Below are 16,798 nucleotides of genomic sequence, written 5' to 3'. Positions count from 1 at the left end.
CACCGACGACGAGAGACTCACGACCGTGCCAGGTACAGGTAGGACGACCGACGGCGACTCCCCGGCCCCACCGCCGCCGGCGACGCCACCGCCCTCACCGCCGCCGTCACCGTCGCCACCGCGGCGCAGTGCGGCGCAGACCCGTGAGCACGTGCTGGCCGTGGCGCACGAGCTGTTCTACTGGCAGGGCATCCGCGCCACGGGAGTGGACACGCTCGCCGCGCAGGCCGGCGTCGCGCCGACCACCCTCTATCGGCTGTTCGCCGCGAAGGACGATCTCGTCGCCGCCTACGTGGAACGGGCGGGCGCGCTGTACCGGCAGTGGTTCACCGAGGCGGCGGAGGCGGGCGGGACGTCGCCTCGCGCGCGGATCCTCGCCGTGTTCGACGCCCTGGTCGAGCAGACGCGACCCGACCGCTGCCGCGGCTGCCCGTTCCTCATGGCGCTCGCCGAGATCCCCGACCCACAGGCGCCCGCCCATCGCCACGCCGTCGCCACCAAGGCCTGGGTCCGCGACCAGTTCGCCGCGATGACGGCCGCCCTAGCCGCCCCCGGCGCCGACCCCACCGCTCCCGGCGCCGACTCCACCTCAGATTCGCGGGAGCTGGCCGACCAGCTGGTTCTGATCATGGAAGGCGTCTACGCCAGCGTGGCGGCCCTCGGCGCCGACGGGCCGGCGCGGCACGCCCGCGACCTCGTCCGGATCCTGCTGGACAGCCACGGCGCACGCCGCTAGCGCAGCGCCCTCGGGCGTCCGGCGATCGCGGCGTCGACGGCGAGCAGCCGGCGGGCGTTGTCGACGTGCAGATTTTCGATCATCCGCCCGTTGACGGTGACGACCCCCCGGCCCGCGGCCTCCGCGTCCGCCCAGGCCCGCACGATCTCCGCGGCCTCGGCAAGCTGCTCGGCGGACGGCGAGAACGCCCGGTTGCAGGGCTCGACCTGGCCGGGATGGATCAGGGTCTTGCCGTCGAACCCCAGCTCACGGCCCTGCCGGCATTCGGCGGCGAAACCCTCGGCGTCGCGGACGTCGTTGTAGACGCCGTCGAGGATCGCCTTGCCGCTGGCCCGCGCCGCCAGCAGGCACAGCCCCAGACCGGTCAGCAGCGGCGCCCGGCCGGGCACGTGCTGCGCACGCAGCTCGTTGGCCAGGTCGTTCGTGCCCATCACCAGCACGGCCAGGCGCGGCGAGGCCTGGGCGATCTCCAGGGCGCGCAACATCGCGATCGGCGTCTCCACCATCGCCCAGATCAGGGTGTGCCCCGGCGCCCCGGCCGCGTCCAGGTCCCGTTCGACGGCGTGCACGTCGGCCGGCGAGCCGATCTTCGGCACGACGACGGCATCCGGTCCCGCCTGGGCGGCGGCGCGCAGATCGTCGGCGTGCCAGGGTGTGTCCCGCCCGTTGACCCGGATCGCCACCTCCCGCCGGCCGTAGGCGCCGGCGGCCACGGCGGCGCAGACCCGCGTCCGGGCCTCCTGCTTGGCGGCCGGGGCCACCGCGTCCTCCAGGTCGAGGATGAGCGCGTCGGCCGGCAGACCCTTCGCCTTCTCCAACGCCCGCTCGTTCGCCCCCGGCATGTACAGCACCGACCGACGCGGCCGGTAGTCCGCCGCCGTCCCGTGGGCCGCCGTCGCTCCGGCCGCCGTCCCTTCGGACGCTGNCCCTTCGGCCGTGGCACCCTCGGCTGTCACCGCATCCCTCCCGTCCCCGCGCGCCCCGTCCCGCCCCGCCATCCGGACCCGGACGGTCCGCCGGAGACCAGGTGAAACCGATGTCTCTCCGACCAGACCGGCTGTTGCGGTCGAGGACACGCGGACTCACCCTACTGGCCCGGTGGCCGGTGCCGGGGGCCAGCCGACCGAGCGCAACGAGGTGAACGCACCGACCATGTGAGCGAGCCCAACGGCGCGAGCGAGCCCAACCAGGCGAGGATGTGCACGTGGTCAGTGCGAGCGGATGGCGGTTGCCGGTGGCGGCGGGACTGGAGCTGCACGTCGAGGACGTGCAGCCGGACGCCCGCCCGCCCGGTGGGGCGGCTCTGGCCGGCGCCCCGGGCGGCGGAGTCGGCAGCTGGGGCAGCCCGGTCGTGCTGGTCCACGGGATCGCCGGCAGCACCGCGGACTGGGCCGCGGTGGCACCCGAGCTGGCCGCCACGCGCCGGGTGATCGCCTACGACCATCGGGGGCACGGCGCCAGCGGCCGGGCACCCGGCGGTCGGGCGGACTACAGCTTCGACCTCCTCCTCGCCGATCTCACCGCCGTGGTTGCGGCACTCGGGCCGGCCGGGATCCATCTTGTCGGCCACTCCCTGGGCGGGGTGGTCGCGCTGCGGTACACGCTGGAGCATCCGGACCGGGTGCGTTCCCTCGTGCTCGTCGACACCGCCGCCGCGCCCGCCAGCGCCACCGGACCGGTCGCGAGGCGCATCGTGGCGGCGGTGCTGGAGGGAGCGGCGGCGATCGCGTCGGGCTCCGACCTTGCCCGTCGCGACGGCCGGGCCGGTGCCGGTACCGACGCCGACGGCCCGGCGGGCGCGGCGCAGGGCGGCGGCGTGGGTGCGGCGCAGGGCGACGGCGTGGGCGCGGTCCATGACCATCGCAACCCTGCCGAACGTCAGGTGGCGGGGCTGGGCCAGGCGGACCCGGAGGCGCTCGCCGCCTTGGGCCGGGAACTCGGCGGCTATCCCTCGCTCGTTCCCCGGCTCGGCGAGATCACCGTGCCGACGACCGTCATCGTCGGCGAGCACGACTCCACGCTGCGGGCGGGTGCGCAGACCCTGGCACACGACATCCCCGGAGCCCATCTCGCCGTCATCGCCGGGGCCGATCACAGCCCCCAGGCCAGCCGTCCGCTGGCGTGGCTGACCGCCGTCGACGCCCACTTCGCCCGCGTCGAGACGGCCGCGGCCGGCGGCACTCCGGCCGGCCGTGCCGCCCCAGCCGGCTGATGGGACGCCGTCCTGCCTGTCCGGAGGCCTCCGTGTCCGGACGCCGTCCTGCCTGTCCGGAGGCCTCCGTGTCCGTTTCGTCCCTCTGGATAGGCAGGAAGGCCAGGCCAGGCTGGCCGCGGCGGCGGGTCAGGCGAGCAGGAGGGCCGCGCCTTTCAGGGCGCACCACAGGCTGACGGCGCCGAAGGCGAGGACCCAGAACAGCGCAGGAAGATGGGTGCTCTCGGCGAGCTTGTCGGCGTCCGAGCCGACCGCGCCGCGCCGGCGGGCGCGGTGCAGGACCAGCACCGACCGCGGACCGGAGAACAGCAGCACCCAGGTGAGCAGATAGGCGTACCAGAGCTGGACCCAGCCCGGGGCGTACCGGCCGGCGAGGATCAGCGAGGCACCGACCGAGACGACGACCAGCTCCCCGAAGCGGTTGCGCATCACGAGCAGCAACGCGGCGAGCGCCGCCACCGCCAGGATGAGCACGGCGGTCACCTTGCCCGCCGCCAGCAGCCGCGCCGAGCAGACCCCGATCAGCGAGGGGAAGACGTAGCCCGCCGCCCGCGTGGCGAACAGTCCGATGCCGCGGCGCCGGCCGAACGAATAGGTCAGGCCGCTGCCGTCGGACTCGACCCAGACACCGCCCACCCGCCGGCCGGAGAGAAAGGCCGCGAGAGCATGCCCGCCTTCGTGGACGGCGGTGTCGAGATGCTCCGGCACGCTGCTGACGAGCACGGCCAGCAGCGCGAGGAGCCCGGTCACGACGGCGACCGACCGCGGCGCCGCCGCCCCGTCCAGAACGACGGCAAGAGTGCCGTCCGCCACCACGCTCACCGCGCCCCCGAAGCCACGCCGAATCCCCCCGGGCCGGCGCAGGCGCGTCACCCCGAGCCCGAGGCTGCCCGCCGCCGGCCTGGTACCCCCAGACACGGATGCCGCCCTGACACGGATGCCGCCCGGCCTCCGCTCCCGCGTCCGGCCACGATCATCCCGGGCCGATCTGGGTGACTCCTCGTCTTTTCCCGGTATCGCCGGGATTCCGCGGCCGACAGGATGTCCGGTGATCCCGCCCGGTCACGGCTTCAGACGGTGTTGAGGTACTGGTCGCGGAGCTGGCGCTTGACCAGCTTGCCGGTGGGGGTGCGCGGCAGGTCGTCGACGAAGTCGACCGTGCGAGGGATCTTGAAGCCGGCGAGGCGGGGGCGCAGGAAGTCCAGCAACTCGGCGGCCAGCTCAGGGCCGGGGACTGCGGCCGGGGCGGGCTGGACGACGGCGACGACCCNCTCCCCCATCTCCTCGTCGGGCAGGCCGATGACCGCGACGTCAAGCACCTTGGGATGCAGGGTCAGGCTGTCCTCGATCTCCTGTGGGTAGATGTTGACCCCGCCGGAAATGATGGTGAACGCCCTGCGGTCGGTGAGGAACAGGTAGCCGTCCTCGTCGAGGTAGCCGACGTCGCCGGTGGTCGACCAGGTGGGGTGGTCGGGGTGGCGGGCGGCGGCGGTCTTCGCCGGATCGTTGTGGTATTCGAACGCGGGGACGTCCCGCTCGAAGAAGATCGTGCCGACCTGGCCGGTGGGCAGCTCGGCGCCGTCGTCGCCGCAGATCCGGACGATCCCCATCCCGGGGCGGCCGACCGAGCCCGGCTTGCGTAGCCATTCCTCCGTCGTGATGAACGTGGCGCCGGCCTTCTCCGTCGACGAGTAGTACTCGTAGATGATCGAACCCCACCAGTCGATCATCGCGCGTTTCACCTCGGGCGGGCAGGGCGCCGCCGCGTGGACGGCGACCCTGTGGCTGGACAGGTCGTACTTCTCCCGGACAGCCGGGGCGAGTTTGAGCATGCGGACGAACATCGTCGGCNCCCACTGGCTGTGGGTGATGCGGTGGTGCTCGATCGCGGCGAGTGCGCCCTCGGCGTCGAAGCGGTCCATCAGCACGACCGTCCCGCCGTGACGGTGCACCCAGCCGCCGAACCGCAGCGGCGCGGCGTGGTAGATCGGTGNGGGCGAGAGATAGACGGTGTCGGGGCCGAAGTCGTACATCGACCCGAACAGGGTGACCAGCGGGTCGCCGGGTTCGTGGACCTCGCGCTCGGGCAGGTCGTCCCGGATCCCCTTGGGCCGGCCGGTGGTGCCGGACGAGTACAGCATGTCCGTGCCGCACGGCTGGTGGGACAGCGGGCCGGGAGGCACCGAGGCCAGCGCCTCGTCGTACGAGCCATACGTACTCGATGCACCCGCGTCCGCGCCGTAGACCAGCCGGATCCCGACCCGGGGGGTCGCCTCGACGATCTGTTCGGCCANGTCGAGCAGGGCGNCCGAGACGACGAGGCCGCGCGCGCCGCAGTCGTCGATGATGTAGGCGACCTCGTCCGCGACGAGGTGCCGGTTGACGGCAGTGATGTACAGGCCCGATCGAAGCGCTGCCCAGAAGACCTCAAAGGCCCGCGGGTCGTTGTCGGTGAGCAGGGCGAGATGATCCCCGCGGCGCAGACCAACCTCGTGCAGGCGGCGGGCGAGCCGGCTCGAGGCGTCCTCCAGCTCGCCATAGGTGAGCACGGCACCCGTGCCGGCGACGATCACNGCCGGCTTGTGGGGAGACTGCTCGGCGAACACCCCCGGGTACATGCGCTCTCCCTGATGCCGATGCGGCGTGGCCGTTCGAGCGGATCCGAATGTGGCAGCCATCACAATATCGACGCCGTCACGTTACGTCCACAGACTTCGACACATCGGCGCCAGGCTCGACCCCCGAACCGGGCCTCGCCAGCCGGGTTGACTTCGAGTGCGCTCTCATCGTNACGGTCGGCTGCGGGCGACGGTTTCCTGCCCGTCCGAGCCCCTCGATGTCCGATTAATCCCTCTCGATAGGCAGTGCGGGGGAGTTCTCAGCCGCGGGATCGGCGTCCACACATGCAGGGTCAGCACGTGCAGGGTCGGTACACATGCAGGGTCAGCGATGACGAGCAGGAGGCTTCACCCATGCGGTACCGCAAGCTCGCCCGGACCGGCGTCGAGGTCAGCACCCAGTGCCTGGGCGCCATGATGTTCGGCGCCTTCGGCAACACCGACCACGACGAGTGCGAACGCATCATCAACCACGCGCTCGACGCGGGCATCAACTTCGTCGACACCGCCGACGTCTACTCCCAGGGCGAGAGCGAGCAGATCGTCGGCAGGGCCATCAAGGGCCGCCGTGACGACATCGTCCTGGCCACCAAGTGCTTCACCCCGATGGGCGACGAGCGCAACCACCGCGGCGNCTCACGGCGCTGGATCACCCGCGCCGTCGAGGACAGCCTGCGCCGGCTCGACACCGACTACATCNACCTCTACCAGGTCCACCGGCACGACTGGGACGTCGACCTGGAGGAGACCCTCGGCGCCCTGACCGACCTCGTCCGCCAGGGCAAGGTCCGTTACCTGGGTTCGTCGTCGTACCCGGCCGACTGGATCGTCGAGGCGCAGTGGGCCGCGCGCCGCCGCAACAGCGAGCGGTTCGTCTGCGAGCAGCCGCAGTACTCGATCTTCGCCCGGTCGATCGAGGAGGCGGTGCTGCCCGCGACGCTGCGCCACGACGTGGGCGTCATCCCGTGGAGCCCGCTGGCCGGCGGCTGGCTGACCGGCAAGTACCGCCGCGATGCCGAGATCCCGTCGGGCTCGCGCTTCGGGTCGGAGGGGGTGTTCGCCCGCCGCCGCGGCGGTGCCGGGCTGGACGAGGACCCGAGCACGCCCGCCCGCTACGACGCGGTGGAGGGGCTCGCCACCGTCGCCGAGCAGGCCGGGATCTCCCTGACCCACCTGGCGCTGGCGTTCGTGGACAGCCACCCGGCGGTGACGTCGACGATCATCGGGCCGAAGACGCAGGCGCAGCTCGACGACGTGCTCGCCGGCGCCGACGTCACCCTCGACGCGACCACGCTCGACGCGATCGACAAGGTCGTCCCGCCGGGCANCGACATCGCCGGCATCGAGCACTACAGCGGCAACCCCTCGCTGCGCCCCGCGTCCCGCCGCCGCGCCGGCTGACCCACCTCGTTGGCATGCCCGCACTGCTTGCCGTTCCAGAGGGACGAATCGGGCGCTGAACCCTCTGGAACGGCAAGGAAGGCGAACTCCGACCCGAACGGGGGCCGCTCCCGGCGCGGCGGGGCCGGGGAGGCCGTGTCAGCGGGCTGTCAGCGGGCTGTCAGCGCGGCGGCCGCGCCACGCCCGGCGCGTCACCGGCGCCTCGCCAAACTGTCAGTGGTGGCCGGCAAGCTCATCGGCATGACGGTCACACACGAACACCGCACCCCCGCGATCGTCGCCGAGGGGCTGGTCAAGCGCTACGGCGCCACGACGGCGCTCGCGGGCGTCGACCTGACCGTGCCGGCCGGCACGGTCTTCGGCCTGCTCGGACCCAACGGCGCCGGTAAGACGACAGCGGTGCGGGTCCTGGCGACCCTGATCCGGCCGGATGCCGGGCGGGCGCTGGTCGGCGGCTACGACGTCCGCCACGACAGTCACCGGGTCCGCCAGCTCGTCGGGCTCACCGGGCAGTACGCCTCGGTGGACGAGATGCTCACCGGCCGCGAGAACCTGGTGATGATCGGCCGACTGCTCGGGTTGTCCCGGTCCACCGCGAAGGCCCGGGCGGGCGAGCTGCTCGCGGACTTCCGGCTCACCGAGTCCGCGGACCGGTCGGCGCGGACGTACTCCGGTGGCATGCGCCGGCGCCTCGACCTCGCCGCGAGCCTGGTCGGCCGCCCGCGGCTGCTGTTCCTCGACGAACCNACCACCGGTCTGGACCCGCGCAGCCGCAACGAGATGTGGGACGTGGTGCGCGACCTGGTCGGCGGCCACGGCGTCACGGTGCTGCTCACGACGCAGTACCTGGAGGAGGCCGACCAGCTCGCCGACGACATCGCGGTCGTCGACCACGGGCGGATCATCGCCCACGGCTCGCCGGAGGCGTTGAAGAAGCAGACCGGCGCGCAGACCCTGGCGGTCCGCCCCGTGGACGGCGCCGACACGCCGCTGGTGGCGGCGACGGTGGCCGAGCTGGTCGGGGTGGCGCCGGACATCGCCGCCGGCCTCGTCAGCGTCCGCGTCACCGACCCGGCCGTGCTGCCGGCGCTCGTGCGCCGCCTCGACGACGCCGGCGTCACCGTCGGGGAGATCACCCTGCGCAGCTCCAGCCTGGACGAGGTGTTCCTCGCGCTGACCGGCCATCCGGCCACGGACGGCCCGACCCCCGCCGAGCCGACCTCCTCCACCGACGTGAACGCCGGCGAGCCGGCCGTCGACGACCCGGCCGCGCGGATTCCCGCGGCGACAAGGAGCTGACCCGCCGTGACCGCCCTCACCACAGCCCTGCCGAGCCAGACCCCGGGGACGACCCGGGGAACGCAGCCGCTCGGATCCGCGCGGGTCACCCCGCTCGACGCGCTTCGCCACACCGCCACGCTGGCCTGGCGCACCCTCGTGCAGGTCAGGCACAACCCGATGGAGCTGCTCGACTTCAGCGTCCAGNCGCTGATGTTCCTGTTGCTGTTCACCTACGTGTTCGGCGGGGCGATCTCCGGCTCGACCGGCGACTACCTGACGTTCGCGCTGNCCGGCATCATCGTCCAGAACACCCTGTTCACGACGCTCAACACCGGCACCGGGCTGAACACCGACCTCACCAAGGGGGTGTTCGACCGGCTGCGCTCGCTGCCGATCGCCCGCAGCGCGCCGCTGGCCGGGCGGATCCTCGCCGACATGACCAAGCAGCTCTGGGCCATCGCGATGCTGCTCGGCCTCGGCTACATCCTCGGCTTCCGGGTCCAGACCGGGCCGCTGCAGGCGCTGGCCGCGGTCGGCCTGGTGGTGCTGTTCGCGCTGGNCGCCTCGTGGATCTCCGTGCTCGTCGGGATGCTCGTCTCCGAACCGGAGAAGGTGATGGTCTTCGGCTTCACGCTGATCTTCCCGTTGACGTTCGTCAGCAACGCCTTCGTCCAGACGTCGACCATGCCCGGCTGGCTGCAGGCGTTCGTCAAGGTCAATCCGGTCACCGCGCTCGCCGACGCCACCCGCGGCCTGCTCGTCTCGGGCCCGGTCTGGACCCCGACATGGCACGCGCTGCTGTGGGCCGCGGGCCTGGCCGCGGTGTTCGCGCCGCTGGCGGTGACCGCGTTCAGGCGGCGGGTCTGACCGGCACGCGCACCGCGACCGCGTGGCCGCATCCGACCACCCCGGCCGCCTCGGCCACCCCGGCGCCAGCCCGGCCCGGCCCGGCCCGCGAGCATCGGCGGCGCGCCCGGGCGACCCGTCCTCACTAAGATCGAGACCAGCGCCGCCGGCGTCGCATCCACCACGTGAGGGAGCCTGCGCGATGAACGGTTCCGATCTTCTANCCGACGCCTTCGGGCGGATCCGGGACGAGGTGCGCGACGCCGTCGCCGGACTCGACGCGCAGCAGCTCGCCATCCGCGTCGACGGGACGTCCAACTCCGTCGGCTGGCTGGTGTGGCACCTGACCCGCGTTCAGGACGACCACGTGGCCGACGTCGCCGGGCTCGAGCAGGTCTGGACCGCGGGGGGCTTCGCGGACCGGTTCGCGCTGTCGCTGCCGGCCGCGTCGATCGGCTACGGGCACACGACGGAGGAGGTCGACGCCGTCCGCGTGGCCGACCCGGCGCTGCTCGTCGACTACCACGAGGCCGTCCACGACCAGACCGTCCGCTACCTCGCCAAGATCACCGACGGTGACTTCGACCGCGTGGTGGACGAACGGTGGGAGCCGCCTGTCACCCTTGGGGTCCGCCTGATCAGCGTCGTTTCAGACGACCTCCAGCATGTCGGCCAAGCGGCGTTTCTGCGGGGCATCATCGAGCGACGGCAGTCGTGACGGCGCCGGGACGGGCCGCAGGCCGACCGGACGTTTCGTCACCCCGGTCGGGAACCCATCGCACAGTCGGCAAAAGGTAGGCGTCGTGCCCCATTGTTTCGTTGCNGGCGACGGTCAGCTCATCGTGCTCGACGTCTGGCGGCCCACCGAGGCCTTCCACCAGTTCTTCCTCGACCCGCCCGCGATCGACATCCTCATGCGGGACGCCGGGGTCGTCGACCCGCCCGAGATCCCCGTCTGGCAACCGACCGAGGGCGCCCCCGACACCTCCTGACTCCTCCANGGACACCCCAGCCCCGGCCGCCACTGGCCGCNACCGACGACCAACAGCCGGACGCGCACGGGACCGGATGCAAGAATCTCGGTCATGCCCGACGCCGGATCACGGCCTGCTCCCGGCCCGTCCTCCGTAGCCGCGGCGTTTCCCGCTCCACCGCCGCAGGACGAGATCATCCTCACGACGGCACGGGACGGGGACGCGGATCAGATCGTCAAACTGCAGTATCTCTGCTACCAGTCCGAGGCCGAGCTGTATGGCGACCACTCCATCGCGCCGCTGACGGAGACCGTCGCCGAGCTGCGCGCCATCCTCGCCGCAGGCGGTGACGGGCGGCGTGGCGACGCGGCGACCGTCCTCGTCGCGCGGTGCGGCTGGGAGGTGGTGGCGGCGGTGCGCGGGCGGCTCGACGGAGACACCTGCCGGGTCGGCCGGCTCGTCACCCATCCGCGGCTGCGCCGCCGGGGGCTCGCCAGCCGGCTGCTCACCGAGATCGAGCTCCACCACGCCACCGCCGCCCGTTTCGAGCTGTTCACGGGCGCTCGCAGCGTCGACAACATCCGCCTCTACACCCGCCACGGCTACCAGGAGACCGGACGGGCCATCGACGGCGGCATCGAAATGATCTTTCTCGGGAGGCCGGCCGGGACGCCCGCCTGAGCGGCCGGCCCGCCAGGCACTCCCACCGGCAGGCGCGGGCGCCTCGGGCCGTCAGGGATTGCGGGTGCGCAGCAGGGTGCGCAGCTCCGCGTTCCAGTCGATGCCCTCGCTCTCCCGGCCCGCCGGCACCTTCTCCTCGATCTCCGCGAGGAACCGGGTGACGATCGAGCGGGGCAGTTCGAGGTCGGCGTNCCCGNACGGACTGGACAGGGTGACGGTGACGACCGCGCGCCCCTCCGACCTGGTCGGCCGGATCCGCACGTCACCGGTGCCGGTGGGGCTCTGCGTCCCCTCTGCCAGCAGCGTGCGCGCGAAGATCCAGGTGATGGACTCCCGGCCGGGGCGCAGGATCAGCTCCACCGCGAACGGATCCGCCGGATCGTAACGCAACGTGCCCGCAACGGAGGCTCGCGCACCGTCCTCCGTGACGAAGTCGGCGGAGAGATCGCGCACCACGACATGCGCGGGCGTCGAACTGTGACGGAGCATCGCTGCCTCCCAACACGGTCAAATCCGACCGTGTCAGCATCTCTCCCGCCACGCTTCGGATCAGCCGCCCGAGGGGCCCCTGTGTACAGGCGGAACAACCCGACACTCACGGGCCGATCAGCAGGAGCGTTCGCTGGAGGTGCGCGGGGGAGGGAGCTCCAGGTCATCCCCAGGTGGTGAGGTTGCGGCTGAGGCCGCCGACCGGCGCGCCGATCACCTCGCGGTTGATCCCCCGCGTGTCCAGGACGATGGCGCCGGACGGTCGGATCCGACCGAGCTCGCCGTCGAGTTCGTCGTCGGTGTCGCCGCCGGAAGCGCTGGGGGCGCCGTCGCGGTCGCGGCCAGGGGTGTCCACGCCCCCGGCACCGGCACCGCGACGGACGGCGTCGGGAACGACGGGCGGATCGGCGTCCCGATCGGTGGGCCGGCGCAGCGGCAGGGCCGCGCCGCGCGGGACCGCCCGCCCACCGCGCAGCACGATGACCCCACGCAGCACCGTGCCGACGAGAACGTCGGTGCCGGTCGACGCGGTGACCGGCGCCGTGACCACGGCCCGCAGCAGCCAGCGCGGCCCGTCGAAGCCGAGCACGCGCACCAGCCAGGCCTCCCCACCGAGGGGCGTCTCGGCGCGGGCCGGTGTCTTGGCGCGGGCCGACGTCTCGGCGCGGGCCGACGTCTCGGCGCGGGCCGACGTCTCGGCCGTGAGCCGAAGCTCCGCACCGCAGTCACCGACGGTTTCCCGGACCGGCCCGCACGTCCTCGGATCGGCCCAGCCGGCGAGGCCCGCGAGCCGCTCGGCGGGCGAGGCGCGCAGCTCGGCGCGTGTCTCCTCCCACAGGCCCTGGCTCTTCGGCGCGGCGTACGCGGCGAGCGTCATCGTCGCCCGGCCGGCCCTCACCTCGACGGCGACGCCGCGGCCGGTGTCCGGATCCATCCGTAGGTCCACGGAGACGCCGGCCGGCACGGGGACGACGAGCGAGNCCAGGTCGAGGCGACGGATCTGGTCGTTCGGCGCCTCGGCCAGATCGTAGGGTCCCAGGGGCGGCTCGTGGCGCCGGGCGGGGACGCCCGCGAGATAGTCCGATCGGTCATCGGCGGCGGCGCCGAGACGGTTGCGNCCGAACCTTCCGAACATCGCGACCGCCCTCTCCACCTGGCAACCCGTTCAGGATCGCCGATGCCCCGGCCGGTGTCGACGCGAACGAGGATTCGCCAGCCGTCAGTGTGACCTGGAACCGGTGTGTACCCGTTGGGTAGACCGAGGGTAGGTTCGGGCGGGTGAGCGGAGTTCGACAGCCCCGGCCGGCGCCGCCGGCGACGAACCGTCCGCGGTCGCACGCGCGGGTGATGCACCCGGGCGCCCCGCACCCGCCGCACCGAGCCGCATGATCAGCGCCGTCGGAACGTCCACGACCGTGATCACGGCGTCCGCCCCGCTGAGCGACATCGGGCACTGGGCCCGCGGCAGCGGCCTGGAGGTCGTGCTGCTGGTGACGGGGGCGGCGCTGCTGACCCGGTTGGCAACCTGGCTCGGTGACCGCGTCACGAGNCGGATCGACGTACCCGCGACCGGCGCCGACCGGGTCGTGCGCACGGAGGCGGCCAAGCACCGGCACGCCGTCGCCCAGGTCGTCACCTGGACCGTGCTGGTCATCGTCTACNGCCTGACGGCGGTGCTGGTGCTGCAGCGCTTCGGCGTGCCCCTGACGGGTTTCGTCGCGCCGGCGACGATCGTCGGTGTCGCCCTCGGCTTCGGCGCCCAGCGGGTCGTGCAGGACATCCTCGCCGGGTTCTTCATCATCGCCGAGCGCCAGTACGGGTTCGGTGACCTGGTCCGCCTGCTCGTCGCCGGCGGCCCGGCGGCCGGGTCCACCGGCACGGTGGAGGAGGTCACGCTGCGCATCACCCGGATCCGGACGTCCAGCGGCGAGGTCGTCACCACGTCCAACGGTCAGATAGTCCAGGTGATCAACCTGTCCCGGGACTGGGCCCGCGCGATCGTCGACGTGCCGATTCCCGCGACCGCGGACCTCACCACCGTCAGCGATCTGCTCAACCGGGTCGGCGCCNAGGCGTACGCGGACGAGACCCTGCACGCCCTGCTGCTCGACGCCCCGACCGTGATGGGCGTGGAGAGCATGGACCTCGACGAGTTCAAGATCAGGGTCGTGGCCCGCACCCAGCCCGGCCGGCAGTTCGAGGTGGGCCGGACGCTGCGAGCGCGCATCGGCACCGCCCTGCTGCGGGAGGGCATCATCGTCCCCACCGATCTCGACACCGCCGCCCCCACCTCCTCATGACCCGCTCCGGCCGCACGACCCGCCCCGGCCTGGTGACCCGCGCCGGCCGCACGACCCGCGCCGGGTGCGTGGCCCACCCCGATCCGACCAGGCGGTGCCGAGCATGACCTCGCTGTCCTCGTTGCGGCCGGTCCAGTTCCTGCAGTCGATCCACATGCGCCGCTCCACCATCGGCCTGGTGGTGTTCTTCCTGCTGACCGTGGNGCTGTACCTGCTGGTTCGCCCGACCCCCGAGCGCGTCGTCCAGAACCGCCGCCTGGCGCAGACCACGCAGTCGACCGTGACCGACGGATCGGACGACGGCGCCGCGACGAGTACGACCAGGCCGCGTCGCACCACCCCGACGCCGACCGGCACCGTGACGCCCACGCCGNCCCCGGCGCCCACCGCCACCGAAGATCCGGCGGCCACGGCGAGCCCCACCGCTGCGTCGACTCCCCTCTCCCCGACCGCGACCGCCGACACCGGCTCCGGCCTGCGATCGGACGGCACCGCAGCGACGCCGGGCGCGACCGCGCCGGCACCCGCCGCCACGCCCGGCCTCGGCTCGTCGGGAACCATCCCCCAGCCGTAGCCCGACCGACGTAGCCGCGCGACGTCGGACCGCCGCACGTCGTCAGACCACCGCATGTCGTCAGACCACGGAATCACCACGTATGGCCACCCGAAAGTGGGGATATGGACCGGTCGGTTGGGTACAGACCGACCATGACCACACCGCCCACCCCCGCATCGCCCGAGGGCGGTGCCCCGCGAGCCGGGACCGGTCCCACGGGATCACCGGTGTCGACGACCGCACCGATTCCCGCCACCCAGATGCCGACCGGCGCGCCGCCGCCCACCGCCGCGTACCCGTCACCGCCCACGCCCGCCGCCGCCCCGTACGGCCAGACGCCCCCGCCCGGCGCACCCGCCGGCACGGCGCCCGGGCAGTACCCGCCGCCGACCGGCGCGCCCGGATCGTCGACCTCGCCGCGGACCGCGCCAGGATCATCGCCCGCGCCGACGGCCGCGCCGGGTGCGGGATGGCGGCGAGGTCCGGGGCGGGGCGGGCGCGCCGAGCGCCCGCACATCCCGGTGACCCGCACCAGCCGCGTCTGGACGACGCTGGTGCTGTTCGCGCTCGTCCTCATCCTTCTGCTGATCTTCATCCTGCAGAACCAGGACGACGTGAAGCTGTCGTTCCTGGGGGCGCACGGGTCGATCCCGCTCGCCGTCGCGATGCTGTTCTCGGCGGTCGCCGGCGCGCTTCTCGTCGCGATCCCCGGCGTCGGCCGCATGATCCAGCTCCGCAAGGTGGCCCGGCGCGGCACCGCGGCCGTCCCGGCTCGCTCGACCAGCGCGCCCGGCTCCACCGTCCCGACTGGCTCCACCGTCCCGACTGGCTCGAACGGCGTGGCGGGGTCGAACAGTGTGGCGGGGCCGAACAGCGTGGCCGGCACGGCCGATCGACCGGTCCCCACGGATCCGCCGGCCGGCAGGCCGGCCAGGAAGCTGCTCCACCGCTCGGCGCGGTGACCGCCCCGCGATGAGAGGGCGCCGGAGGGATGGTCGGGCGACCGGCCAGCGTGCCGCGGCGGCCCCGGACGCCGGTGCCGGTCGCGAGGTCGGCGGTTCGTCCGCCGGGACCGCCTCGGATGCCGGCCCCGGACGCGAGCCGCCGGCGGCGGTGCCGGACCAGACGCTGATGGTGCCGGACCAGGCGATACTGCGGGATCAGGCGGTGGCGGCCGTGCGGGCGGCCGACGGGCCGGGGCAGGTCACCGAGCTGCCCCGACGCTCCTGGTTCGGGGTGCTGCGCCGCACGGTCCGGGAGTTCATGGACGACGACCTCCCCGACCGGGCGGCCGCGCTGACCTACTACGCGGTGCTCGCCATCTTCCCCGCGCTGCTCGTGCTGGTGTCGCTGGTCGGGCTGCTGGGCAGGTCGACGACGGACCGCCTGCTCGACAACATCGAGCAGCTCACTCCCGGCGCCGCGCGCGACATCCTGCACAACGCCGTCAACGGGCTGCGCGACAGCGCCGGGTCCGGCGGGGTCGTCGCGATCATCGGCCTGGCCGGCGCACTGTGGTCCGCCTCGGGGTACATCGCGGCGTTCATCCGCGCCGCGAACGCCGTCTACGACATGCCGGAGGGCCGGCCCGTCTGGAAGATCGCCCCGCTGCGCCTGCTCATCACGATCACCCTGGTGGTGCTGCTCGCGGTCAGCTCGGTGATCGTCGTGTTCAGCGGTGCTCTCGCCGAACAGGCGGGCACCGCGATCGGCCTGGGCCACGAGGCGATCACCGCCTGGTCGTTCGCGAAGTGGCCGGTCCTCGTGCTGATCGTCACCGCCGTGATCGCGCTGTTGTACTGGAGCACGCCCAACGTGCGCCCGCACGGCTTTCGCTGGCTGACGCCGGGCAGCGTGCTGGCCGTCGTGATCTGGCTGGTCGCGTCGGGCGCGTTCGCCTTCTACGTGGCCACGTTCGGCTCGTACAACAAGACCTACGGGACGCTCGCCGGCGTCATCGTGTTCCTGGTGTGGCTGTGGCTGTCGAACCTGGCGATCCTGCTCGGCCTGGAGTTCGACGCCGAGATCGCCCGGGCGCGGGCGATCGCCGCGGGCCTCGACGAGGGCGTCGAGCCGTACGTGGAGCCGCGCGACACCCGCGCCTGGCCGCGCCCGCGCCGACGAGTCGCCCGGAACTGACAGGGCACGGAACGACCGGCTACGAGACGACGACGGGCTAAGGGACGACGGTCACCGGCCACAGGCCGCTGCGGACCAGGCGGCTCGCCAGGGAGCCGATGAGCCGGTGCCCGGCGCTTTCGGACGCGCCGACGACGACCATGTCGGCCTGCACCTCGGCGGCGCTGCGCTTGATCCCGTCGAAGGGGTCACCGGCGCGCACGAGGAAGCGGATCGGCACGCCGAGCTCCTCGGAGCGTTCCTGGATCGACGACCGCACCTCGGCGGCGATCGAGTCGATGACCTGCTGGACCGCCTCCCCGGCCGGGGCCGGCGACAGCGCCGCCCAGACCGACGGCGACGCCACGTACACGACGACGAGCCGGGACGCCTGCCGCCGGGCGAGACCCGCCGCGAACGCCGCCGCCCGCATCGCCGTGCGGGAGCCGTCCACCCCGGCGAGGATCGCCCGCGGGCCGTCCGTGCCGAGTTCGAACCGCCCCGGCTGCCACGCCGGCCCGAAGTCCTCGACCAGCATCACCGATGGCCCCACCTCAGCACTCACACCCGCAGTCTTTCGCACCCG

At 73.2% G+C, this 16,798-nt stretch carries 15 protein-coding genes and 15 pseudogenes; 17 read left to right on the top strand and 13 right to left on the bottom strand.

The genetic code is table 11. The annotated features are described in order from the left end of the window. The first annotated feature begins 25 nt into the window (after positions 1-25). Positions 26-736, top strand: coding sequence for a TetR/AcrR family transcriptional regulator (locus tag UK94_RS25445; RefSeq protein WP_157734433.1), 711 nt, complete (start codon positions 26-28; stop codon positions 734-736). Here the strand turns inward: UK94_RS25445 and UK94_RS25440 are convergent. Next, the gene (locus tag UK94_RS25440; protein WP_268761621.1) at positions 733-1,587 is read right to left on the bottom strand and encodes a CoA ester lyase; all 855 of its coding nucleotides are present in this window, start codon (positions 1,585-1,587) and stop codon (positions 733-735) included. The genes UK94_RS25445 and UK94_RS25440 overlap by 4 nt on opposite strands. Positions 1,588-1,940: 353 nt before the next feature. On the opposite strand from UK94_RS25440, the gene UK94_RS25435 reads away from it, so the two are divergent. Further along, complete coding sequence (locus tag UK94_RS25435) at positions 1,941-2,948, top strand: alpha/beta hydrolase (RefSeq protein ID WP_231861324.1); 1,008 nt, start codon at positions 1,941-1,943, stop codon at positions 2,946-2,948. A gap of 129 nt (positions 2,949-3,077) precedes the next feature. Here the strand turns inward: UK94_RS25435 and UK94_RS25430 are convergent, their stop codons facing one another. From UK94_RS25430 to UK94_RS75050, 7 genes and pseudogenes are all read right to left on the bottom strand, one after another. Next, positions 3,078-3,866, bottom strand: coding sequence for a M50 family metallopeptidase (locus UK94_RS25430; protein WP_231861326.1), 789 nt, complete (start codon positions 3,864-3,866; stop codon positions 3,078-3,080). 152 nt (positions 3,867-4,018) lie between these two features. After that, a pseudogene (locus UK94_RS65220) lies at positions 4,019-4,218 on the bottom strand (acyl-CoA synthetase); the annotation flags it as partial. 1 nt (position 4,219) lies between these two features. Beyond that, positions 4,220-4,799 (bottom strand): annotated as a pseudogene (locus tag UK94_RS65215) (AMP-binding protein); the annotation flags it as partial. 1 nt (position 4,800) lies between these two features. Further along, positions 4,801-4,941: pseudogene (locus tag UK94_RS65210) on the bottom strand (hypothetical protein); the annotation flags it as partial. A 1-nt stretch (position 4,942) separates the two neighbouring features. Further along, positions 4,943-5,241, bottom strand: a pseudogene (locus UK94_RS65205) (acyl-CoA synthetase); the annotation flags it as partial. 15 nt (positions 5,242-5,256) lie between these two features. Continuing rightward, positions 5,257-5,521 (bottom strand): AMP-binding protein (locus UK94_RS65195; protein WP_313949593.1); only part of this gene is annotated, 265 nt, incomplete at its 3' end. Position 5,522: 1 nt separating this feature from the next. Further along, a partial coding sequence (locus UK94_RS75050; protein ID WP_268761620.1) for a hypothetical protein occupies positions 5,523-5,566 on the bottom strand: 44 nt, incomplete at its 3' end. 354 nt (positions 5,567-5,920) lie between these two features. Between UK94_RS75050 and UK94_RS65190 the strand changes: the two are divergent. The 11 genes and pseudogenes from UK94_RS65190 to UK94_RS25395 all read left to right on the top strand — a co-directional run. Then, a pseudogene (locus tag UK94_RS65190) lies at positions 5,921-6,200 on the top strand (aldo/keto reductase); the annotation flags it as partial. 1 nt (position 6,201) lies between these two features. Next, positions 6,202-6,265: pseudogene (locus UK94_RS65185) on the top strand (hypothetical protein); the annotation flags it as partial. A 1-nt stretch (position 6,266) separates the two neighbouring features. Beyond that, positions 6,267-6,893, top strand: a pseudogene (locus UK94_RS65180) (aldo/keto reductase); the annotation flags it as partial. A 314-nt stretch (positions 6,894-7,207) separates the two neighbouring features. Further along, positions 7,208-7,713 (top strand): annotated as a pseudogene (locus UK94_RS65175) (ATP-binding cassette domain-containing protein); the annotation flags it as partial. Position 7,714: 1 nt separating this feature from the next. Next, positions 7,715-8,266 (top strand): DUF4162 domain-containing protein (locus UK94_RS65170; protein ID WP_235489819.1); only part of this gene is annotated, 552 nt, incomplete at its 5' end. Between the two features lie 6 nt (positions 8,267-8,272). After that, positions 8,273-8,452: pseudogene (locus tag UK94_RS75045) on the top strand (ABC transporter permease); the annotation flags it as partial. 1 nt (position 8,453) lies between these two features. Next, positions 8,454-8,536 (top strand): annotated as a pseudogene (locus UK94_RS65165) (ABC transporter permease); the annotation flags it as partial. A 1-nt stretch (position 8,537) separates the two neighbouring features. Beyond that, a pseudogene (locus UK94_RS65160) lies at positions 8,538-8,807 on the top strand (ABC transporter permease); the annotation flags it as partial. Position 8,808: 1 nt separating this feature from the next. Continuing rightward, the coding region (locus UK94_RS65155) for an ABC transporter permease (protein WP_235489817.1) at positions 8,809-9,115 on the top strand (307 nt) is incomplete at its 5' end. 203 nt (positions 9,116-9,318) lie between these two features. Next, positions 9,319-9,812, top strand: a 494-nt coding sequence (locus UK94_RS25405) for a DUF664 domain-containing protein (RefSeq protein WP_235489815.1), incomplete at its 5' end; no start/stop codon positions are given. Between the two features lie 367 nt (positions 9,813-10,179). After that, positions 10,180-10,749 carry a GNAT family N-acetyltransferase gene (locus UK94_RS25395; RefSeq protein WP_011606616.1) on the top strand — a complete coding sequence of 190 codons (570 nt, stop codon included), beginning with the start codon at positions 10,180-10,182 and terminating at the stop codon, positions 10,747-10,749. 51 nt (positions 10,750-10,800) lie between these two features. Here the strand turns inward: UK94_RS25395 and UK94_RS65150 are convergent. The 4 genes and pseudogenes from UK94_RS65150 to UK94_RS75040 form a co-directional block, all read right to left on the bottom strand. Beyond that, positions 10,801-10,940, bottom strand: a pseudogene (locus tag UK94_RS65150) (SsgA family sporulation/cell division regulator); the annotation flags it as partial. A gap of 6 nt (positions 10,941-10,946) precedes the next feature. Further along, on the bottom strand, positions 10,947-11,238 hold a 292-nt coding region (locus UK94_RS25390), incomplete at its 3' end, for an SsgA family sporulation/cell division regulator (protein ID WP_235489813.1). 163 nt (positions 11,239-11,401) lie between these two features. Next, positions 11,402-12,218: pseudogene (locus tag UK94_RS25385) on the bottom strand (DUF3710 domain-containing protein); the annotation flags it as partial. A gap of 1 nt (position 12,219) precedes the next feature. Next, positions 12,220-12,262: hypothetical protein (locus UK94_RS75040; protein WP_268761619.1), on the bottom strand; the 43-nt coding region annotated here is incomplete at its 3' end. Positions 12,263-12,900: 638 nt separating this feature from the next. Here UK94_RS75040 and UK94_RS65145 point away from each other — a divergent pair. The 4 genes and pseudogenes from UK94_RS65145 to UK94_RS25365 all read left to right on the top strand — a co-directional run. Beyond that, a pseudogene (locus UK94_RS65145) lies at positions 12,901-13,307 on the top strand (mechanosensitive ion channel); the annotation flags it as partial. A gap of 1 nt (position 13,308) precedes the next feature. Next, positions 13,309-13,538, top strand: a pseudogene (locus tag UK94_RS65140) (mechanosensitive ion channel family protein); the annotation flags it as partial. A gap of 783 nt (positions 13,539-14,321) precedes the next feature. Continuing rightward, the gene (locus tag UK94_RS33075) at positions 14,322-15,056 is read left to right on the top strand and encodes a LapA family protein (protein ID WP_235489811.1); all 735 of its coding nucleotides are present in this window, start codon (positions 14,322-14,324) and stop codon (positions 15,054-15,056) included. Positions 15,057-15,066: 10 nt separating this feature from the next. Further along, the gene (locus UK94_RS25365; RefSeq protein WP_011606623.1) at positions 15,067-16,233 is read left to right on the top strand and encodes a YihY/virulence factor BrkB family protein; all 1,167 of its coding nucleotides are present in this window, start codon (positions 15,067-15,069) and stop codon (positions 16,231-16,233) included. A gap of 37 nt (positions 16,234-16,270) precedes the next feature. Here UK94_RS25365 and UK94_RS25360 read toward each other — a convergent pair whose 3' ends face one another. Further along, entirely contained in the window at positions 16,271-16,777 is a 507-nt protein-coding gene (locus tag UK94_RS25360; RefSeq protein ID WP_231861333.1) for a universal stress protein, read from the bottom strand. Positions 16,778-16,798: the final 21 nt, after the last annotated feature.

This window comes from Frankia sp. AvcI1, from assembly GCF_001420875.1.
Taxonomy (GTDB): domain Bacteria; phylum Actinomycetota; class Actinomycetes; order Frankiales; family Frankiaceae; genus Frankia; species Frankia alni.
The sequence above is the reverse complement of the archived record's forward strand: the minus strand, read 5'-3'. Positions and strand labels throughout refer to the sequence as shown.